We start from the raw sequence: 19,302 nt of genomic DNA on the forward strand, positions 1-19,302 counted from the left end.
TCTGCTCCCGCGAAAGCACGTTTCCGCTGCGTTCGGTCTGCACATGGGCATTCATCTGGGTCTCTCCGCGCATTGCTTGCTTCACGAAGAAGATTGTGCCGGTCGCCCTCGAGCGAAGCGAAAAAGCGAGAATAAAAGGGCACTTGACCGAGACTCCCGCATCGCAGAATCTGCGCCGTGCAGCTCCAAGGCTCCGAAAGCGATCTTTGCCCCAGGGCGGGGAAATCTCGGGAGCCGTCCATGCCCAATTCCTACGGCGAGGTCTGTCGCCTCGCGCTGATCGATAGCGTCACCAACCGGCAGAAATTCTACCGGCTGAGGGTTCTGCCCGATTTATTCGCCCCCGCGAGCCTGCAGATCGCCTGGGGCAGGATCGGCAAGCCGGAAAGGCTCAGGATCGCCGCCTCGGGCGATCTGGGCGAGATGCATGATCTCGCAGCCGGGATCGAGCGCAAGAAGTGCCGGCGGGGATATTCCCGGGTCGATGGAGTAGGGGCCGCAGCGGACCGCAGCCCTGTGGCGGCACTGTAGGGATCAGTCGGCCTCGAGGAGTGCATCGATCTCCGCGATGCGGGCGACGAGGCGCGCACGCTCGGCGCGAAGTTCGTCCATAGCATCGACATCGTGCACCGCGCGGACCTCCAGTGCCTCGGTGTGATATTCACCTGCCTCGTCGAGCAGGCGGACCGGGAATTCGTCGATCTCGAACTCCGAGTCCTCGGTCACGAGTGAGAGCCAATGCGCCGCGCTGCCGCCGGACCGGATTTCGCCCGAGAGAAGATGTACGCCTTCGCCGACGCGGGCGCCGCTATCGCGGCTGCGGGCATTTGCGAGAACCATGCCGCCCTCAACGACCGGCCCCTTATTCGCGCGGAGTTCCTCCTTCGCCTTGAGCCGGACGCGGCATTTGGGCTCCCACGGGTCCGCCCCGTACACGCTCTGTAGGATGTTGGCGACCTGTTCGCGGTGGCGCCCAGGAAACACCCAGCAGCCCTCGGAGCGATGGAACCTGCCGCCCATCTTGTGTGCGGCATCCACGAAATCCTCGTGGTAAGGGGAGAAGATGCCGATCTGGTCGCCCTTGTAATTCTTGGCCCTGAGCATCGCGGTGCCTCCTGCGGTTGGTGCTTCCTTGAGGAGGAAGATTGTGCCGTTCGTCGACGAGCGAACCGGCTTTTGCCTCAGGAGAGGAGTTCGCGCACCTTTTGCAGGGCCTCGCGGGCCGCGGTCAGGCTCTCTTTGCTCGGCGCGGCGAACATGGCGTCGATCGCGTCAAGGTGCCGGTCGACATCTTTCTTGCGCTGGTGTGCCTTTTGCAGGCTGCGTTGGGCCAGGCGGCGCCGGGCGTCGTCCCTGTGGGCCTCGCTGACCTCCTGCACGGGACTGGCGTTGATGTTGTGGCGCATCGAGCCCTCAGCCTCCACCGACTTCAGGTAGGGCCAGCCATGCGCCCACATGCCCATTTGCTTGTCGAAAGCCGCGTGCTGCGTCTCGGGCAGCAAGGGACGCAGTTGCTTGTCCATTCCGGTTTCCATCGGGATCGGCTGGCCGGCGATGATCGGAGGGATCCTGCCATCCGGCCAGTCGAAGCCTCCGAACACTTTCTCGCCGAGCGTCTTTTTCTGCGTGTCCACGTCCAGCCTCCGCCATTTGTCGCGGAGAGTCATAGCGCGCCCCGGTGCCGGTTGACAGGGCATCCGCTTGAGGACGGCTGCCGGGCAGCGATAGGGGAGGTATTTCAGGCGCGGATTAGGAACCAGAGCTTGGGCGTATAACACAAATTATGTTCGATACTGCCACTACAGGCCCAGCTATGCAGGGATTTAGCCGGCCGCCGATGGCGCGATGTGGCGCGTTGAGATTCTCTCTGTCGTCGTCGCCGCACAGGCGGCATCTCAACCCGTCGCGTTGAAACACCGCCGTTCGCCAGGCGCCGAGCGTCCCGCGTTCTCGCATCGTCTCAGGAGTGAGCCCTACCTTCCAGGCGGGGCTCCCGCGCCAGTGCTGGTTCGAGCCTTGAGTTTGTGCCGACAGGAATTCGAGCAGCAGGGATTCTTGGTGTTCCTGAGGTGCGTCCGCGGGCGGAAGACGGCCATATCAGTCCTCTTCTTCGTACTCGCGGCGCTGCACTTCTGCCTCGATGGCCTCCACGTACTTGGTGAAGCCCTCCTCGAATGCGTAAGGAAACGACTTCGGTTGCATGTCGAAGGTCATCAGATCAAGACTTACGCGGCCATCCCTGTTCATCGTCAGGGAAACATCGATACCGGTGCCTAAATTCAGGATGCCGTAACGCTCCACGTCGTAGGCATCCAAGTCCTCCACGTCCGGTTCATCCATGGACTTTATTCCAAGAGGGGCTCTGAGAAGACTTCCGTCATAGCCATGAAGCGGCGTGCCAGCGCATATTTTCCAGACTTCCAGAAGCTCGCTCGGCAGAGGGAAGCTCCAGGTGGAGAACTTCTTCTTGATCCGGACAGCATCCTCCTCGGTTGCGCCTGTGAGGACTTTTTCCTCGCAAATGCTGTTGCTCGCCTGCACGAGCCTTTCCGTCATCCGTCTCACCTGAACGACTTCAATAGCGGCCTTTTGAACGCCGTATGGAAGCCGAGTGCCGCAATGCGCGCAGCAGTCAACGTGGGGTGCCTTTTCTTCTTCACTGGCCGACATGGAGGTCTCTGGCCTATCGCCCGCCGGCGGCGATGGTGCCGGCCAGCCTGGTCTGCCAGGCGACTTCTTGGAGAAGACGCGTCTCGGCCATGGGAAGCTGGCCATCGCAGTACGGGAGCCACTCCTCAAACAGCTGCGTTACCTGCTCGATCGGAAGCTCCTTGTCGATGCCGAGGCGCACCTCCACCTGCCCCCGGAACTCCTCCAGGGACTGGTTGATCTGCTTGCTGATGCGGGACCACTCCGCGGACGTCGCCGGGGCGCTCTGGCGCAGCATGGTCGCACCCATCAGCATATCAAGCGTCGAGGCCTTCGAACGGGCAACCTCTGCCTCCTGTGTGCGCCCTGCCCTGTCATGGAAGCCCGCCGCTCCGACATAGATCGCGGAGCAAGACGTGAGCCGCTCGTAGTCGAGCTCCGGAACCCCTTGCGCGGAGGCAGCGCCAGGCAGCGTGACGGCGACCGCAAGAAGCGCAAAGCGGATGAAACTCATCGGTGACCTCACTGATTTGCCCAGAACTGCTGGGCGGCTGGAAGATTTTCGCCGGTGAAAACCGCAGATGCACAGGACGACAGATCGCCCGGCACCATGAAGGCGACCCACGCCTCGACAGAGCCGACGAGGAACATGCCCAGGAGTCCCAGGATCAGCATCTGCTTGTTGAAGGCGCCGAACATCGCGCCCACCGAGACCCGGATCACGAGGAAGGCCGAGATGATCAAAACGATGCTTCTGCCCCAGGCGAACAGCTGCTCCAAAAGGCCGCAGGTCGACTGCAGGACGGACTCGGAGGGCGGCGGCCCGCTTTGAGCTGCTGCGGCGCCGGCAAGGGCGATCATGACGAAAGACGCAACAAGGGCGCGCATCGGGAAATTCTCCATTACTGCACTGGAGATAAGGCCGCGCCCGATCTCTCGGGAAACAGGGCGCGGTCCTGGTCAGGCATTTGCGATGGCGAAGTCGTCGGCAGAGCGAATACCCCGGGCTTCGAGACGCTCGCGGATGAGCTCCAGCGAACCCCGTTGGATTTGGCGAATGCGCTCGACGCTGAGGTCGTGCTTATCTGCCAAGGCCTGCAGGTCATTCTGGGACCGGTCGCCAAGAAGCTGCGCCATCGCGATATCCTGGTCTCGTTCGTCGTAATATCGGCAGATGATCGTCGAGATTGCCTCTCGCGCCTTTTCCTGGTCGTAATTCGAGATCGCGTTGAGCGAAGAGTCTTCGCTCGCAAACTCAAGCTCCCAGTGACCGGAGTTGCCGTCTTCGGCTTCAAGAGAGGTCGGGCTGTCGGCACGGACATTGTCCGGCCGCATGATCATCACGAAGGCGCGCACCTCCTCCTTGTCAATCGCAAGTTCGTCGGCGACGAATTCCAACCCGTCCTCGCCGAAAGCCATTCCGCTCTTCTTTTCGTATTCGTGAACGAGATGCCCGAACTTCGACAGAAGCTGACGCGTCTTGTGGCCATTCGGAACTTTGACCACCCCGCCCATTTGAGAAAGGTACTTGAGCAGCGCCGATTTCATGTAATAGACGGCGTAGGAGGACAACGCCGCACCGCAATGCGGGTCGAACTTTTCGAGAGATCTCCAGAAAGCAGCGCAGTATTCCTGCCGGACATCCAGCTCGGATACCCGGTGCGTGAAAGCAGCCTTGCGTGCCGCGGAAATGATCATCGGCATATGTCGCTGCAGAAGTTCAGCGCCCGCCTTCTCGTCGCCATCCTGATATCGAATGGCGAGGTCCTTTACCTGCTCTCGCGTCAGGAATTTGATCTTGCCCATATTCGCCTCCCTGCCCTTGTGCGGGCTTGTGGTTTCCCTTGCGGAGGACATGGTCCCGGGCAGTAGGCCATCGAAGCGAAAAGGCGAACGGCCCCGGCGTCGCGATCGACCCGGGGTTGTGTGTCCGCTGTCCTCGGACTGAGATCAGGCGCCGAGAAGCATGTCCGGCGTGAACCCACGGCCCGCCAGCACGCGGCGCAGCTCCACGAGCGCGTGGCGCTCGATCTGGCGGACACGTTCGGGCGAAAGACCCATCTTTTTCCCGAGCGATTTCGGGGTCTCGGGGTCCAGGGTAAGGTTGCGGGCGCGGACGATGTCAGCCGCGCGCGGATCGCGGAGTTCCTCGAGTGCGTCCTCGAGGACCGACCCTTGCTCTTCCGTCACGAGGCCCGCATCGACAGGGGGCGCATCCTCGTCGACCAGAAACTCGACCATCTCCGAGGCCCCCTCGTCCACCGCAACCGGTTTATTGAGGGAAGCTCCTCGGCTCAGCATGACTTGATAGACCCTGTTGACCTCTTCCGGCGTAGCCTTCGCTTCCTCTGCGATCTTTGCGAGGACGGCGTCATCGAGATCCGCGCCGATGATCTTGTAGGCGGTCACCAGGAGGGTGTAGGTTTTTTTCTCCCGATGACTCCGGCCAATGCGCACGGAATGATAGCTGCGGGAAATATGTCCGCGCATCTGCTCCATCATCCACCAGGCGGCGTAGGCCGAGAACCGGGTTTTGTGATCTGGATTGAACCGGTCGATGGCGATTGCCAGTCCGCAGATCGCTTCCTGAAACAGGTCCTCGAATTCCGTGCCGTTAGCGCTCATTTTCTGCGCCAGAGAAACCGCAAGCGGCCTGTGGGAGGTGATCAGCTTTTGGCGTGCCGCGGCATCTCCGTCATTCGCATATGCCTCGACGAGCGCCCGCTCCTCCTCGTAGGAGAGGATCGAATCCTTGGTCTGGTTCCGGATCATCTGTGCGGTCGAGATGGACGAAATGGAGGCGGTCATTGCGGTGATGTCCTGAATGAGTTCGGCCTGAACAAGACGATCAGCCGGCGGCTGCCCGTGTTTCGAGACGGGATCCGAGTGCGAACGGGCCGAGAATGGCAGCGATCAGCAGAGCCAAAAGCGCCCTGAGATGGGCGAGGATCTTGCGGATGTTGTGCCCGCAGGCGCAGAGGACGGCGAAGAGCGCATCGCCGGTGGTTCCCTTGAGCGGACAGCGCGTCAGCCGCCCGTCGGTCTTCATGTGGCCGATCTCCGGCTCGATGGCGCTGCGCCGTCGCAGGAGCTTGGCAAGCGCTGGCGTGAGCCTGCGGGTGCCGCTGATCAGCACGCGGGAGTTCTCGACGCCGTGACCGCGGTAACCGCGGTCGACGACCGCGAGAGAGGGGCGCCGGTCGGTCAGCACCTCGACCTGCTCGAGAGCTTCGGCGAGGGTGTGGCCGTCATACGGATTGCCCGGCAGCGCACGCATGCCGATGATGAAGCCCTCGTCGATGGTGGCGGCGACACTGACCTTGGTGCCGAACTCGTAACGCTTGCGCGCCTTCCCCTTCGAGATGCAGTCGACCTCCGGCTCGTGCAGGCTGTAGAGCTTGTCGCTGCCCTTCGGCTGCTGATGCAGCAGGCGCGAGGTCAGCAGTACCATGTCGAGGATCCGCTCGCGCAGGTCTCCCTGGGGCATATCGTCGAGCCGGCGACGCAGATCGCGCATCACGCGGCCTGTATAGCCGCGCAACGTGCGCAGCGCCTTGCGCATCCGCTTGAACTGACGGGCATGGGCATATCGGCCAATCTTCGACGCCAGCCGCGGCGCCAGGCGCGCATAGCTCTGGCGCAGCTTGATCCCGGCCTCGGAGGCCAGCGCCACCAGTTTCCGGCGCGCCGTCTCGTAGAGCCGGGCGTCGGTGGGATGAGCGATGTTCTTCTCCATCACGGTCGTGTCGACCGACACCCGCTCCAGGCTTTTGTCCTCGACCGTCCCCGAGGCGCGGCCGGCTTCGATGGTCTTGGTCAGGAGCCATTCCACGCCTTCTTCCCCGATCCGCTTGCGCCAGCGGGTGAGTGACGAAGGGTCGATCGGGGGCAGATGCTGGAAGAAGGTCTCGCCGCAGAAATGTTGATAGTACGGGTTCTCGACCCACCGCGCGACAACGGCCTCGTCCGATAGGTCGAAAGCATGCTGGAGATAGAGAAGCCCCGCCACCAGCCGCGGCGACGTCGCCGGCCGCCCGGTGGTCGAGGGAAAGAACGCCGACCACTCCCGCTCGAAGAACTCCCAGTCGATCAGCGCCTCGAGCTTCACCAACTCGTGGCGCATGTCGATCAGATCAACCAGGCGCGGCCGCAGGAGATCGTCCTGCTCGACTGGGCGGGCTTTCGGCTTCATCGGTCCATCCGGAAATCGCAGGGTTCTTGATCGAATTCTACGAAACCCTGCGATCAGAAGCCATGGAAAGCGGAAGTTTCTATCGAAAAATCAGAGGCCTAAACGTTGTTCAGGGCGAACTACTTCGCTCCCACGAGGAGCAAGACGGTCCTTTGGATACGCCTCGTCTTCCGATCAAGTTTCAAAGCGCGGCACACCCATCGAGATCCAGGCGGATAGCGGCATTTTGTCTGATATGACACGCTCCAGCCGGAGCGCCGGGGTCATCTCCGGCCTTTTCAAACGAAATGACCCGCCGTTTCCGCCGTAAATAAGCCGATTGGGTTTACGATTGCTAGTGCGAATCCGAGTTGTTCAGTTGACACATAATAGGCGGCGATACTATATGAAACGTTGAGCCCCCGAAGGTGCAAACTTCGAGGGCTCTGGACTGGGAAGGTTCGAGCTTCTGCCGTCCGCTGGAAAGCTTTGATGATTACTGGTTATATTGAAACATCCGGAGAATTGTCAACGGAAGAGCGGCAGAAAAAGAGTCTTCCAGAATATAGGGAAGGTTTTTCACGATGCCACTCGACGGTGCAGACATTCAAGAAAACAAGGGGCGCAAGGAGCGTCCCCAGATGCGGTATTTCACTCGCCAGGAAGCGATCCACCTTCGCACGGGTGCGCAGGAGGATTACCACGGCGGCGGCATCTTTTCTGAGACCCGCTATCAGCGCTGGTCGGAGAGTCAGCGGATCGCGGACATCCTGGAAGAAGCCGGATACGAGGTCCGCGACGGCTTCGTGCGATTTTTTACGATGCTGCCAGGGCTTGCCGTAGACATCGACAAATTTAAATCCTCATGCGTCATTCCGGAGATTGCCAACGCCTACTACTCGCGGCACGCAGATGATCTCGGTGCCTGGCACCGGATGATTCAACCGACGTGGCAAGACATCGGATTTCTGACGCTGCACGCGTGTCCCGGCCGACTGGATTGGGATGAGGTCGACTCCGACACCGCCAAGAAGATCATGCAGGAAGCCGCCAAGAAGGTCTCCGAGATGGCCGCTCAACTCCGCCGGTGGGGGTGGGATGAGGACGGTTACGAGATCATCCTCCGCCGCACCGAGATCACGCTGGACCCTATGAGCGGCACTGCGTTCCCGCACTTCCACCTGGTCATCTCGGTCCGCAGGAAAGGTCGCAAGAAGACCGAATTCGTCAAGAAAATAAGGTTCTTGTGGAGCAAGGCCCTGCGCAAGCTGGGGCAGCAGTTTCCCGGGGTCTTCGGCCCGGTTGCCCTGCACGAGATGTGCGACAGCTACGTTCACGCGTCCCGCGTCCGCGAGATCGAGAAGGTTCGGGGCTACATCACGAAGCCTGCCAAGATCCCGCGCGATGTGCCGCCGCACAGCGTTGTTTGGCTGCACGAGGTCACCCAGGGGCGTGCGCAAGTAATGCGTTACGGGTCTTTCAAGAGATGGCGCTCTGAGCTGACGAAAGCGGGCGGCCGGGTCGTGTATATGGGCGGGCGGTATTCGATCATCTGCAAGACGAAGCCCAATGACGAGGGCGTGGATTTCGGTCTCATCGACTATGAAGCTGAGGGCGAATACCCCGGCGACGACGTTGCCTCGATCACTTGCCGGACCCGGACGCCCATTTACGGGGCTGCTCTCGGTGATGATCCAGATGACGTCTTTGAGCATCCTGGCGTCGTGGACTTCGAGAGCGAGGGCGTTGCTCCCCCTCCTCCGGGTGATGAGGAGCCCCAGGGTGAGGAGGCCGCTCAGGAGCTTCGTGAGGATCGTCCACGCGGTTGTCCGCCTCGCAACTTGATCTGCGGCATCACTACGCCCCGTCCTGGTCCAGGCGGCTACTGTGAGACTTACGCGGTGGTCGCGAATCCGGTGAGCCAGTCAGAAGCCCTGCACTACAACGACTCCGACCGCGAAGCTGATGCCTGGGTCTATGAGCAGCAGCTGAAGATGCAGGCCCGCTGGGAAGAGCAGAACGGCAGGCCGTTCAACGAGGACGAGTATCTTCGCCCTCGCGCGCAACGAATCGTCGACTGGTCCGCGCACCCCGACAAGCGGTATCGGAGCCGCCTGAAGGTGCACCCGTTCATCGTAGACCGCTGCCGCCAGCTGCTGCGCGAAGAGGCCCAAGCTGAGCTGAAGAAGGCTCCTACAGACTTCCTGGCGATCTTCGGTAGCACAGTAGAGCGCGAGCCCATCCAGACTGGGACTTACGGATTTGGTGTGCACCTGGGCAGCGGCCACGACAACGAAGAGGCGCCAGCGCCGAAGGTGGGTAGCGACCCGCCGTTCTAAGCCCTGCGGGCCTGCCTGAAAAAAATAGCCCTGCCCCGAGCGGGGTTTTCGGCGTTGTGGGCTCGGCCGGACTTTCCCCCCGGCACCCGCCACACGACGCAACAAGGACGAATCGAGACCCTTATCCATGGTTTGCAACCCGGAAATCCATGCTCGCGTCAAGGACCGCTGACATATATTCAGTGGGGTACTGGTATCGAAAAGAACTAACAGAAGTATAACCATAAAAATAAGGGCTATTCGTGATGCTTTCCGAGCAGCTAACGAGCATGCCCCTCGACGGAAAGAGGCCGTGGATCAACTTTCATGCCGTTCTTCCTCTTAAGCCCGGGCACCCAAGTTCGCAGACTACACGACTCCGTACCTCAGCCGCCTTGGAACGACGAGATTACGGGTGATGAGCGGGGTTTTGGTGCTCGAGCGCAGCCATCGTCGGATTTCGTCGAAGCCGGTGCGGAACCATGATTTCGAGCAGTAACCGTGCTTCTTCCGAGCCGGGTACTTCGAGCCCAGGAGCTGGGCTGCGGTCCGGCAGATGAGGGCGATGGCAATGGCCGTGATGGCGATGAGGAGGGACAACTTGTGCGCGAGCGTGAGACGCGTGTCCTCAAGATTGAGCCCCCGCGTCTTGCTGTCGGCGAACAGGCATTCAATGAACCAGCGCTTCTTGTACAGCCGCAAGATGCGGGCGCCACTGCCTGGCTGGGACGAAGCGACCACCAGAAGCTCGCCGCCCTTGATGCGACGCGCACCGAAGTGAAGCTCGAGGTCGGGGTGACCGGCTCTCCCAGGCAGGATGGCGGTGAAGCCCCGCACGCCCTTGCACCGCGATAGCAGCGAGCGCAGGTAGAGATCTCGTCCATTGGCCCGGACGATCTGATCTTCCTTCATCCGGATGGCGAAGGGGATTTTCTGATCCACGAGGAAAGCGAACCATTCCTGGCCGATGAACTCGCGATCCGCCAAAAGCACGCGTACCGTCGTGGCGTCAAAGTGTGCGAGGTACCGCTTCATCAGGGCGATCCGCTGTGTCGTCGTGCTGTTGCCGGAATGCGGGAGCAGGGTCCACATCAGCGGCACGCGAAACCTGGCCGTGATGACGGCCAAGACGAGGACGTTGACGTCGGTCTTCCCGACCTTCCAGTTGGTTCGGTCGAGGCAAAGCGTCCACGGCCGGGGATTCCCGATCAGCGCGACCACTATACCCACCGCCCAGTCTTCGGGCAGGCACACGTGCTGGAAGAAGCGTTGCAGACGGCGGTAGGTCGACGCAACCATAGCGCGACCCGGTCGCTCTGTTGCGATATGCGTGAGGTTCACCGTCCGCGCGCTGATCATCCCGAGTAACAGCATGCAGAGCGTCTCCAGCCGGGGCTTGCTCAACGGCACATGCGGGGTTAGCGTTTTCTGGAGATCGGCGAGTGCGCGGATGTTCAAGGGACCGTTCCTTTGGTGAGGTCGAGTCCCTCAGAAGAATCGGTTTCGCCGATCTCAGCCACCCCAAAACCTACTGTCGTGTAGTCTGCCAAGTTCGACAGTTAATCGCGTAAGTCATTGATATTGTTAACGCCAGATCGGCGCTTGTGTGACTACACGCGGAGTCAGGCCGGTTTTGGCAGGTTCAGGGCGTCGAAGAGGTCGAGTTGCTCCGGAGTGGTCTTGCTGGTTCCGTGGAAGGACTTCGCCCCGATATGGGCGGTATGTTTCTGGATGCGCGCGAGTAGATCGAGCGCGGTGCGCGGGCTGGCGCTGTGGCCTCCGGCCTTCAGGCGCATGCGCATCACGCGGTAGAGCACGAGGGCCAGGAAGCAGATCATCGCATGGGCTCGGATGCGCTCTGGCAGGCGGTGGTGGACCATCTCGATATCGGACTTGAGGACGCGGAAGCCACGTTCGATGTCGGCGAGGGCCTTGTAGCGCGCAATGGCCTCGGCAGGCGCGATGTCCGGGGCGTTTGTCAGTACCGCAAGCTTGCCGTCGAAGAGTTCGGCATCGCGGATCGCCGCCTCGTCGATGGTGTAGCTGAACCTGTCGGAGTGCAGGTCGGGCTTGATGAAGCGTGTAAGTTCCGCGTCGGCGACGGCGCGGGCGAACCGGCTGTAGGCGCCACGATCGGAGGCGCGGCGTCCATGCGTCGTCTGCCCCTCATCCTGGGCATCGAGCCTCGCCACCAACCTGTCCGCCATCGCCTCGAGTTCGCCGATCCGCGCCCGGCGCTTGTGGGACTGCTCCTCGGCCCGCAGGGGATCATGGGCCACGATCAGCCGGTGACCGGCGAACGCGGCTTCTGCCAGGCCGTTGCGGAACGCGAGGTTCTCGAAGGTCTCCACCAGTTCGGCGTAGCGACGGGCCGGCACGGCCAGGATGAACTCCAGCTTCCGGTCCGAGCGCTCCGCGACCGAGGTGAGTTCGGCGATGTTGTCGAGGCTGAGCAGGCCCCGGTCGGCCACCAGCACCACCCGCTGGATCGGAAAGCGCGCGAGCACCTTCTCCAGCATGCCCTGCAAGGTCTTGGTCTCGGCGATGTTGCCGGGGTGGACCGTGTGCAAGAGCGGCAATCCCTCGGCCGTCTGCACCACGCCGAGAACGAACTGCCGGGCGATGCCGCCGCGCTCCTTGTTCATGCCGAAGGCACGCAGATCGTCGGCCACCTCCGCCTCTCCGTGGATGCGCACGGTCGTCAGGTCGTAGAACACGATCGACAGGTTTCGATCGACCAGGGGGCGGAACTGGCGGCTGAGGGCGGCTTCGACGGGGTCGAGGTTGTCCATCAGCGCGTCCATGGCGCGCAAGAGCTGCTGGTGTGTTGGGGTCTGCGGCAGGCCCGGCATCGCGACCGTCTCCAGCCAGCGCAGGCAGCCCAGCTTCGACTCCGGCGCGCAGAGCCGATTGAACACCATCGCCCGGATCAGCGCCTCGGCGTCGAAGCCACGCCGCGAGGAGCGCAGGGCCCGCTGCAACGCCTTGTCGATCCCGAGCTCGCGCCAGAGCTCGTGGAGGGCGAAGACGTCACCATAGCTGCGGCCGGGCTCCTGGATGACTTCCGACGCGGTGTTCTCAGCCCGGCCCACGGCGCGGTTAAGGCCGTTGATCAAGGGATCGAGCGTCGAAGAGGTGAGCTTGTCGAGGCGCCCGAGGTTGGCGATCACCCGCACGCGGGACTGCCCACGCTCGTTGCGATAGGCCTCCACGAGCTGGAGATACTGGCGGTCGCCGGTCTTGGTGATGCGCGTGTACATTGTGTAGCGAGGCTACACGCGCATATGACCTTCTTTCAATACTGATCCTCGGCATAGCGTGTGACTACAGAGGTCGCGGGTTTTGTGGCTGATCTTCCCGCTAAGGCATTGAAATCACGTCACCGGCCCAGGCTGATCACGGCAAATTCGCTTCTGAAGTGTCGAACTTCGGAGGCAGGCGTCGAAAGCGGGGCGGGAATGCTCCCGGCGTGTCTCTGGCTCTGCCGCGTCGGGCTCAGTCACCGCTGCCCAATTCCTTCTGCCCATCGGCTCCCGATTACCGTCAGGGGAACACCTGGGCAACAGAAAGCCGGTTGCCCACGGGCCAGAAAGGTGGCCGACAGCGCGCCGGAGCATCCCCCTGATGGTTGATCTGGATGGGTGCCCGATGGGAGCCTAGCTCGAAATTCTTGACGTTTTTTCGCGGCTGGGAGTTCACCCCAAATTGACCGCTCATGTTCCTGTTTTTGTCGATTTTGGCGCCTGAGGCGGGACTCGAACCCGCTCATCAAGCGGGCGTCGATCCTGACTTCGGCTCCGTAAATTCGCGGATTTATGGAGGGCACTGCTTACTCAACTTTGAATCGTGCGTTAGCCTCTGAAGCTTAGGGCCAAACTGCCTCGCCTAAACCTTCAAAGCTGCCCAAGGAAGGATTCGACAACTTTCCCGGAGTCCGCCTTTAGGTGATCTAGTAGATAGCTACGCGCATTCGCAACCACTGCTTCGTCGAATGAAAGAACGCCAACGGGAGTCGGAAATCCGAGACTCACAAAAATGGGAGCATGAACGCTGGCATATACAGCAACACCAGGTATCAACAGGAGTTCAAGCTCTCTCGGCCAAAGCGGATTAGCCAAGCTCTCCACAGTGTCGAAAACATCGCGGAGGTGGAAAGGATGTCGCTGTCCCGGAAATATGCACAGATTTTCGACCTCTTCCGGTTCAGCGATGCCGCTTTGCCGCTCGGCAATCTTCGCCTTCACCAACTCATTCGCCTTTGCAGCGGCCGACGAAGCCCCCCAGATTTCCAACTGAGGCGCAAGCCAAACATAGCTTCTCGGAAGATGTAACGGTTCCGAAATCGCCCTCAAGCCGTAGCCGACGACCTCGCCGAGATTCACCAGATTCCTCTCCGCAACGAGGGGGCCTGCCACTGGTATAGACTTGGCGTTGGCCCGCACCGAACGTTCAGAAGCACAGCAATACTCCCAGAATCGCTTTACATTTAAGCTGCCCCTCGACGTAAAGCGCTTCAAATACTCAGGGAAAATGCGAAGTAAAGCGCCATACGCTTCGCCTGCTTGACCCTCGCGCGATAGAACCCTTGTCGTGTCAACGAACGAAGATACTTGACGCTCAATCTCTAATCTATCCGCAACCTCGTGATCCGGGCGCCATTCGCTCAGGTCGGGAGTAATCAAGCTGGGAGCTTCTCTCTTGGCCTTCAGATGCACGGGCACAGTCTCCAGAAAGTGCTCCGATGCCACTACCTCATCAACCGAATATAAGCTGTTCCTCTGCCCCCCCTCCTCATCTCGAGCCAATCCCAGCTCAGCGAAATGCAGTTTAAGCTTTTCCTCTCGCACCCTTTTAGATGCGCCCCCAGGGCTGGTATCCTCTGGGAACCCTATCTCAGGCAATGACCTCACCGCAGGCCGCTCCCTCCTTGCTGGAGCCAGAGAGATAAGGTCAAAACCCACTCGTGCGCTCTTCCGAAACACGGAGAAGAGGCGCGGCTCTCCCTTCGCAGATACAAAAAGCTCTTTTCCCGCGATTGACAGATAAAGTCGGCTATCTTTCTCATAGGCGTAACCGAGCGACTCGGCGTCCTGAATTACGAACTCGACTTCTCGCGCATCGAATCCGAAGAAAGAGGCTAATTGGTCGCGCCCAATTCCAGGAGCGGAGTGCACGAGCCTCAGGAAGAACTCTTGGCTAGGTTGGAACTTCTGCTCAGCAGCCACCTTATATTCGACGTCAAAAACCCTACACGGCAAAACAAGCTCGAAGTGGCCTACTACGATCTCATCGCCTTCAAATGTGGCCTCTAGCTCCTCACCAGACTGTCCACCATTGACAGACAGAACCTTCCGTTCTCGCTTCATCACTCGACGCCCTCCTGGATCTTCTGAGGCTCGGCATCATCCCTCAGCAGAAGGCTCTCAGCGCGCATGATCGTAGCCTCTCCGGCGGCAGCCAGAGCGCCAAATTCTGATGCAGCGCGCGCCACAGGAGTACCGGGCCTCCACGACCTTCGATTCCCTACGATCACCAAGCGGTCCATTGCTCTACTCAGGGCGACGTTCACCCTGTTCGGCGTAGAGAGAAACCCCTCCCGAATCGTTCGAGCAGCATCGAAGACCTTCCCATCTCGGTTATTTCTAACGAGGGAAAGTATGACTATCGGGTTTTCTTTCCCTTGGTAACTATCAACCGTACCGACTTTTATACCTCTGTCTAAATATCTGCCAGCAGGCGACTTGTTCAACTCGCGTCTCACCAGATCCCTTTGTGCGGCGTACATACATATTACGCCAACGCCATTGTCAGATACTGCCTGAGTTTCTAGCCAACGCGTGAACGCCGGGCGCTCAACCCACTGCGTTAGGAGCGCAACGATAGTGTCGGACTCGACTTCATTCAGTTTACTCGCTTTTCCTTTAGCCGTCTTCTCATAAGCATTTACACCGAACTCATCCGTCTCGATCCACGTAACTTCCTTGGGAAGCGTGGCTGAGAGTACTTCCTCTGGAACACATGGATCTATCCTCCCAGCAGACAGGTTCAGCCCCTCGTAGAACGAGTTCGATACTACCTTGTTGATATTCGGCAACATTCGATACTGCTCCCGCATTCTGAATCCTGCCGTCCGAGCGTAATCGGACTGGAAGGCGCGCTCGAAATCGGATCTGACTACATCGCCCAGACGAATGTTAAGATCACGCGCCACTTGTTCCACAACGGCAGCCTCATGGTGCGGCTGGAGTTGAGCCTGGTCGCCCACTAAGACTGTCCACCTGGAAGCTTGCAGCGGGACCAACAACTCGCTGGGCGTACACCTCGCTGCTTCGTCGACGATTACAAGGTCAAAAGGAGTGTTTACCAAACCGAGTGCACGGCGGCCCAGCCCGACACATGTGCCAGCGACAATCTGTCGAGTTCCCGCAAAGAATGGCTGAAAGCTCCGAGTCGACGTTGCGCTACTGCCGATGAAATCCTTCCCCAAGTGGATGATCTGCATCAGCCTCTCTATTTTGTCCTCGCTAACTCCAATCGAACTCCCTTCTCTCGAGAGCATCGTGCCGATCTCGGCAGGCAACGTCTCGAACTCCACCCGTCCCGCGAGATCAACATCATCAGAAAGTACACCCCTTAGCTGCCGTTGCAGCCCTTCCTTCAAACTGTTGATCCTCTGCCGATTGCCCGTCTCTCCTGCAACCCGAAGCGATGATAGCCTGTGGATTGATCCGGCCATCTCCGCAACAGCGGTTTCAACTGTCACGATCTTTTCGGCGAAATCTCGGGGAATACCGAGAGCTTCGGCTGCAACGCAAACCCGATCTCTGAAAGAAGCAGCAAATTCATCTTTGAGCGCCTGCTCTAATGTGTCCGCGTAGAAAGGTCTGAGGCTGGTGGCGCTCCCCTCCGGGAGAGAGCCGACGCGAAAAACGCTCGGCTTCTCGCCTTCGGCCGAAAAATGCTTTAGCACACCTTCGATTGCCGTATTCACGGCCTCGTGGGACTGACTACTAAGAAGAACGTTTCGCGCCAAACCATGCGTTAAAGCGTAATGGATCAGTGCAGCGATGAACCTTGTCTTCCCCGTTCCTGGAGGCCCTTGCACGAGCCCAAGCGGGCGTTTGGAGATGACGCCCCTCAGGGCGCTCTCCTGGTCCCCGTTTAGGCCGTATGCGGAGATCGCACTCTCATCAAAATCGTGATTGACCTCAGACGGATTACACTCAGACCGAGGGTCCAGCGCGGAGACAAGGCTGGCGCTCCGCCCGGAACCGCCGAGAACACGCTCAACAGCATCCTTCCTCCTTTTCAAGCTTTCCGCAGAAAAGTAACTCTCGAAGCGTAAGCGGCTCTCGTCCTCGACGTTGAACTTATCCCGCCCAAGGAACGCATCTATGCGAATCAGGTCGGGTTGTGACTGTCGAACGTCAAGACGGCCAACCTTAATCCACTTTCCGCTCCTAAGTTGTTTCTCGACTAGAACTTTATCGTCGCGGTCGAACTCAAACTGACCGAACTCAAGTTCGAACGGAACGCTATGCAGGTTCAGGCGCTCTTCGAAAAAGCTGGGACCGGTGGAGCGGCCTTCGATGCTCAACTGGTCTTCCACCTCTATTAGCCTACGCCACAACCTCGGGACATCGACGGCCGCTTCCGCCAGATTCCCAGATGCTTCCTGCGCCTCGCTTTCCTTTGTCACCTCCTCTGCCAAAACATCTTGAGAGACGTCCGCCGTTCCACTGTCCGTCTCTTCTGCGACCGCCTTCGCTGAACCATCTCGGGAGAGCAGGTGATCCTTGACGTTAAGATCGGAGATCAGGTCGCTCAGTGAAGAAAAGCTATTGATGTCGTTGCGCTCGACTTGAATGTTAAGATCGCAAGACATGAATTCGTTTTTCAAGTTGTAGATTAAACTGGAGCGTTTAACTTGCTGACGACGCACCCATTCGACGCTCCAGTCATGCGAAAGAGCGACCATGAGTTCCTCTTTGGCCCCTCGAAAATGCAAGAACTCAAGATCACGTCCGCTCCGATGCCGGATATGAAAGCTTCCTTCGTCAGAATCTATAGCGCCAGGCTGAGCCCCTCTGATCGAAACGCAGACATCTCTCTTAGATTTGCCTGCCTGCCCAGATTCGTTGTTTCCGGCGATCTCATGGCGCAGGGATTCGATGAAGGGCTCTAGCAGAGCGGGGCGGCTGCCTCCCATTAGTTCCCGGACTAACGATTTCACCCGCTCTACGGCCGCATCGTTGCCTCTGAGGGACTGAAGAAGTTCCATGCTCATCGCCAGCACTGCATACCGATCCCGGTCTTGGGTTCCCCCAGAGGACGGAGCGTACTTCGAAACAGAATTTTCTCCGTCCACCGAGAACTTGAGGTCGAGGATGTCAATCAGGATGAAGCTTCCATCCTCCCGCACGATTACGTTCGAAGGTTTTAAGTCACCGTGAAAGATGTTTTGCCCATGCAGGTCTAGGACGGTGCGAGAGAATCTCTCCATCATCTTGAATGCCTCGAGGGGCTCCATCTTTTCGAGCTCGAGCCGCTCGTCCAGTACTTTCTGCCATGTCTCGCCCTCGACCCACTCGCTTGCGACAACGACAGCGTCAGACAGCCAGGAGTACGCTAGCACCTCCGGAACTCCGCCAGGCATATCAAGAGATATACTCCTTGCCCGCTCTAGGAAGGCGAGTATTCGGCCGCAATTAGTCTTTAGTTCACCGAATGCAGCCTGCTTCCAAAGCTTTACAAGAATCTTTTTACCGTCACTCTCACTGATCCACGACTCGACAAGGCCCGTCTCCTCCACCATGTCTCCGCTAGGCGGATACATCCGAGCAACCTGCATCTGGGACTTGATGCCTGTGAACCTGCGCTCGATTTCTGCAATAATTTCAGTGCTAGATGGCGATGCGGAAGTTGCCTTATTGAACATTGTAAGTGCATCGGAGCACGAAGGCGGTCGCAGCTCAGGATCATGCTCTAAGACAGCTCTGAACCATGCGTGCAGGTTTTCTAGAGCACCTTCTTCATCAGCTGAGCTGTTCCAGTCAGGGGGATCGCCTTGCGGGCGGCATCCTAACAAAATCATATGAGCCGCAACTCCGACTAGAAAGACATCCTTCCGCTGAGCTGAAGAAGGTAGTTCGAGCACGTTCTCAGGTAGCGCAACGCTGGATAGAAACTGATAACGATTCACCCCAAGCGACTCTTCACCAGGCACATGGGCGGCCATCAAGTGCGACAGCCGCACGGTGGTTGGCGCCTCCAGCCACACGCTATGTGCCCCAACGTCCAAATGGGCTGCATCGCAATCATGTAGAGAGGCTACTGCCGCTACCAGCTGCCTAGTGAGCACGATACGCTCTTCCATAGGAATGTCTGATCTACCGCTTCGGCTGCGCCGATTGCCGGGCGCTCGCGTTTTGAAGGCGGCAGATGCGCAGCGGACCGGGCTTGTTCCGCCTGATCTGGGGATCTCGAGGGCCCCATACCGCGTCTGAGGACGGATTCCGCCTCACGCCATCAGCCTCCGTCGCACGAGAAAGAGGTTGCCGAGGGCGAACAGCGTGAAGAGCTGCGCCCGGTTCTTTGCCAGGCCGCGATAGCGGGTTTTGAGGTACCCGAACTGGCGTTTGATCACGCGGAATGGGTGCTCGACCCTCGCGCGCACCATGGCGATGATCCGGTTGATGTCACCATCGATGGGATGCAGCTCCCCGCCCTTGGGCGCCTTGCGCATGACCCCCCAGAATTTTCCGGGGCCCGAGAAGGCCGCCTCCCGCGCTGCGCTGACATAGCCCTTGTCCGCCCAGACCGATCTCTCCTCGCCGAGATATGCGCAGAAGTTGGTGACGCCGTGATCAGGCGGCGGTTGGAAATTGGCGGACGCCGTCGCGGAACTCAACCCCGCTGATGACCTCCGGCAAGCGGTTCTGACCGTCGAGTTTGCGCCATTTCTGCTGCGCTGACATCATCAGCTTGAACGCCATGGCGAGGCCGGTCTTGCGGCTGAGGCAGCCCTTGGTGCGCTTTGTTCGGTGTCTGACGGTGGCGAACGTGCTCTCGATCGGGTTCGACGTCCGGATGTGTTTCCAGTGTTCGGCCGGGTAGTCGTAGAAGCTCAGCAGCGCGTCGCGGTCCTTGACCAGCTTGGCGACC

15 protein-coding genes and 1 pseudogene are annotated in these 19,302 nt (G+C 59.7%); 2 read left to right on the plus strand and 14 right to left on the minus strand.

The genetic code is table 11. The annotated features are described in order from the left end of the window. The first annotated feature begins 240 nt into the window (after positions 1-240). Positions 241-531, plus strand: a complete 291-nt coding sequence (locus BM162_RS21045; protein WP_093425708.1) for a WGR domain-containing protein — start codon at positions 241-243, stop codon at positions 529-531. Positions 532-534: 3 nt separating this feature from the next. Here BM162_RS21045 and BM162_RS21050 read toward each other — a convergent pair whose 3' ends face one another. From BM162_RS21050 to BM162_RS21085, 8 genes are all read right to left on the minus strand, one after another. Next, positions 535-1,104 carry a hypothetical protein gene (locus BM162_RS21050; protein WP_093425709.1) on the minus strand — a complete coding sequence of 190 codons (570 nt, stop codon included), beginning with the start codon at positions 1,102-1,104 and terminating at the stop codon, positions 535-537. A 77-nt stretch (positions 1,105-1,181) separates the two neighbouring features. Next, positions 1,182-1,634: a ProQ/FINO family protein gene (locus BM162_RS21055; protein WP_177215319.1), complete on the minus strand. Its 453-nt coding sequence runs from the start codon at positions 1,632-1,634 to the stop codon at positions 1,182-1,184. A 463-nt stretch (positions 1,635-2,097) separates the two neighbouring features. Then, complete coding sequence (locus tag BM162_RS21060; protein WP_143096272.1) at positions 2,098-2,670, minus strand: hypothetical protein; 573 nt, start codon at positions 2,668-2,670, stop codon at positions 2,098-2,100. 13 nt (positions 2,671-2,683) lie between these two features. After that, positions 2,684-3,163, minus strand: coding sequence for a hypothetical protein (locus BM162_RS21065; protein WP_093425714.1), 480 nt, complete (start codon positions 3,161-3,163; stop codon positions 2,684-2,686). An 8-nt stretch (positions 3,164-3,171) separates the two neighbouring features. Beyond that, positions 3,172-3,537, minus strand: coding sequence for a hypothetical protein (locus BM162_RS21070; RefSeq protein ID WP_143096273.1), 366 nt, complete (start codon positions 3,535-3,537; stop codon positions 3,172-3,174). A 72-nt stretch (positions 3,538-3,609) separates the two neighbouring features. Next, positions 3,610-4,455 carry a sigma-70 family RNA polymerase sigma factor gene (locus tag BM162_RS21075; RefSeq protein WP_177215320.1) on the minus strand — a complete coding sequence of 282 codons (846 nt, stop codon included), beginning with the start codon at positions 4,453-4,455 and terminating at the stop codon, positions 3,610-3,612. A 144-nt stretch (positions 4,456-4,599) separates the two neighbouring features. Beyond that, positions 4,600-5,457 carry a sigma-70 family RNA polymerase sigma factor gene (locus tag BM162_RS21080; protein WP_093425718.1) on the minus strand — a complete coding sequence of 286 codons (858 nt, stop codon included), beginning with the start codon at positions 5,455-5,457 and terminating at the stop codon, positions 4,600-4,602. A gap of 40 nt (positions 5,458-5,497) precedes the next feature. Then, positions 5,498-6,841: an IS5 family transposase gene (locus tag BM162_RS21085; protein WP_093425720.1), complete on the minus strand. Its 1,344-nt coding sequence runs from the start codon at positions 6,839-6,841 to the stop codon at positions 5,498-5,500. Between the two features lie 563 nt (positions 6,842-7,404). Between BM162_RS21085 and BM162_RS21090 the strand changes: the two genes are divergently transcribed. Further along, positions 7,405-9,159: a rep family protein gene (locus tag BM162_RS21090; protein ID WP_143096274.1), complete on the plus strand. Its 1,755-nt coding sequence runs from the start codon at positions 7,405-7,407 to the stop codon at positions 9,157-9,159. 348 nt (positions 9,160-9,507) lie between these two features. Here BM162_RS21090 and BM162_RS21095 read toward each other — a convergent pair whose 3' ends face one another. The 6 genes and pseudogenes from BM162_RS21095 to BM162_RS21115 all read right to left on the minus strand — a co-directional run. Next, a complete protein-coding gene (locus tag BM162_RS21095) occupies positions 9,508-10,596 on the minus strand; it encodes an IS4 family transposase (RefSeq protein WP_093425723.1) in 1,089 nt (362 codons plus the stop codon). A gap of 164 nt (positions 10,597-10,760) precedes the next feature. Beyond that, a complete protein-coding gene (locus tag BM162_RS21100) occupies positions 10,761-12,398 on the minus strand; it encodes an IS1634 family transposase (RefSeq protein ID WP_093425724.1) in 1,638 nt (545 codons plus the stop codon). 633 nt (positions 12,399-13,031) lie between these two features. Further along, positions 13,032-14,507 (minus strand): hypothetical protein, encoded by a 1,476-nt coding sequence (locus BM162_RS22605; RefSeq protein ID WP_143096275.1) that lies wholly within the window; start codon positions 14,505-14,507, stop codon positions 13,032-13,034. Continuing rightward, positions 14,504-18,076: an AAA domain-containing protein gene (locus tag BM162_RS21105; protein WP_177215321.1), complete on the minus strand. Its 3,573-nt coding sequence runs from the start codon at positions 18,074-18,076 to the stop codon at positions 14,504-14,506. The genes BM162_RS22605 and BM162_RS21105 overlap by 4 nt, the downstream gene beginning before the upstream one ends. A 582-nt stretch (positions 18,077-18,658) precedes the next feature. Further along, a pseudogene (locus tag BM162_RS23395) lies at positions 18,659-18,973 on the minus strand (transposase); the annotation flags it as partial. Between the two features lie 31 nt (positions 18,974-19,004). Continuing rightward, a partial coding sequence (locus BM162_RS21115; protein ID WP_143096204.1) for a transposase occupies positions 19,005-19,302 on the minus strand: 298 nt, incomplete at its 5' end.

The sequence above is a fragment of the Tranquillimonas alkanivorans genome, assembly GCF_900115595.1.
Classification (GTDB): Bacteria; Pseudomonadota; Alphaproteobacteria; order Rhodobacterales; family Rhodobacteraceae; genus Tranquillimonas; species Tranquillimonas alkanivorans.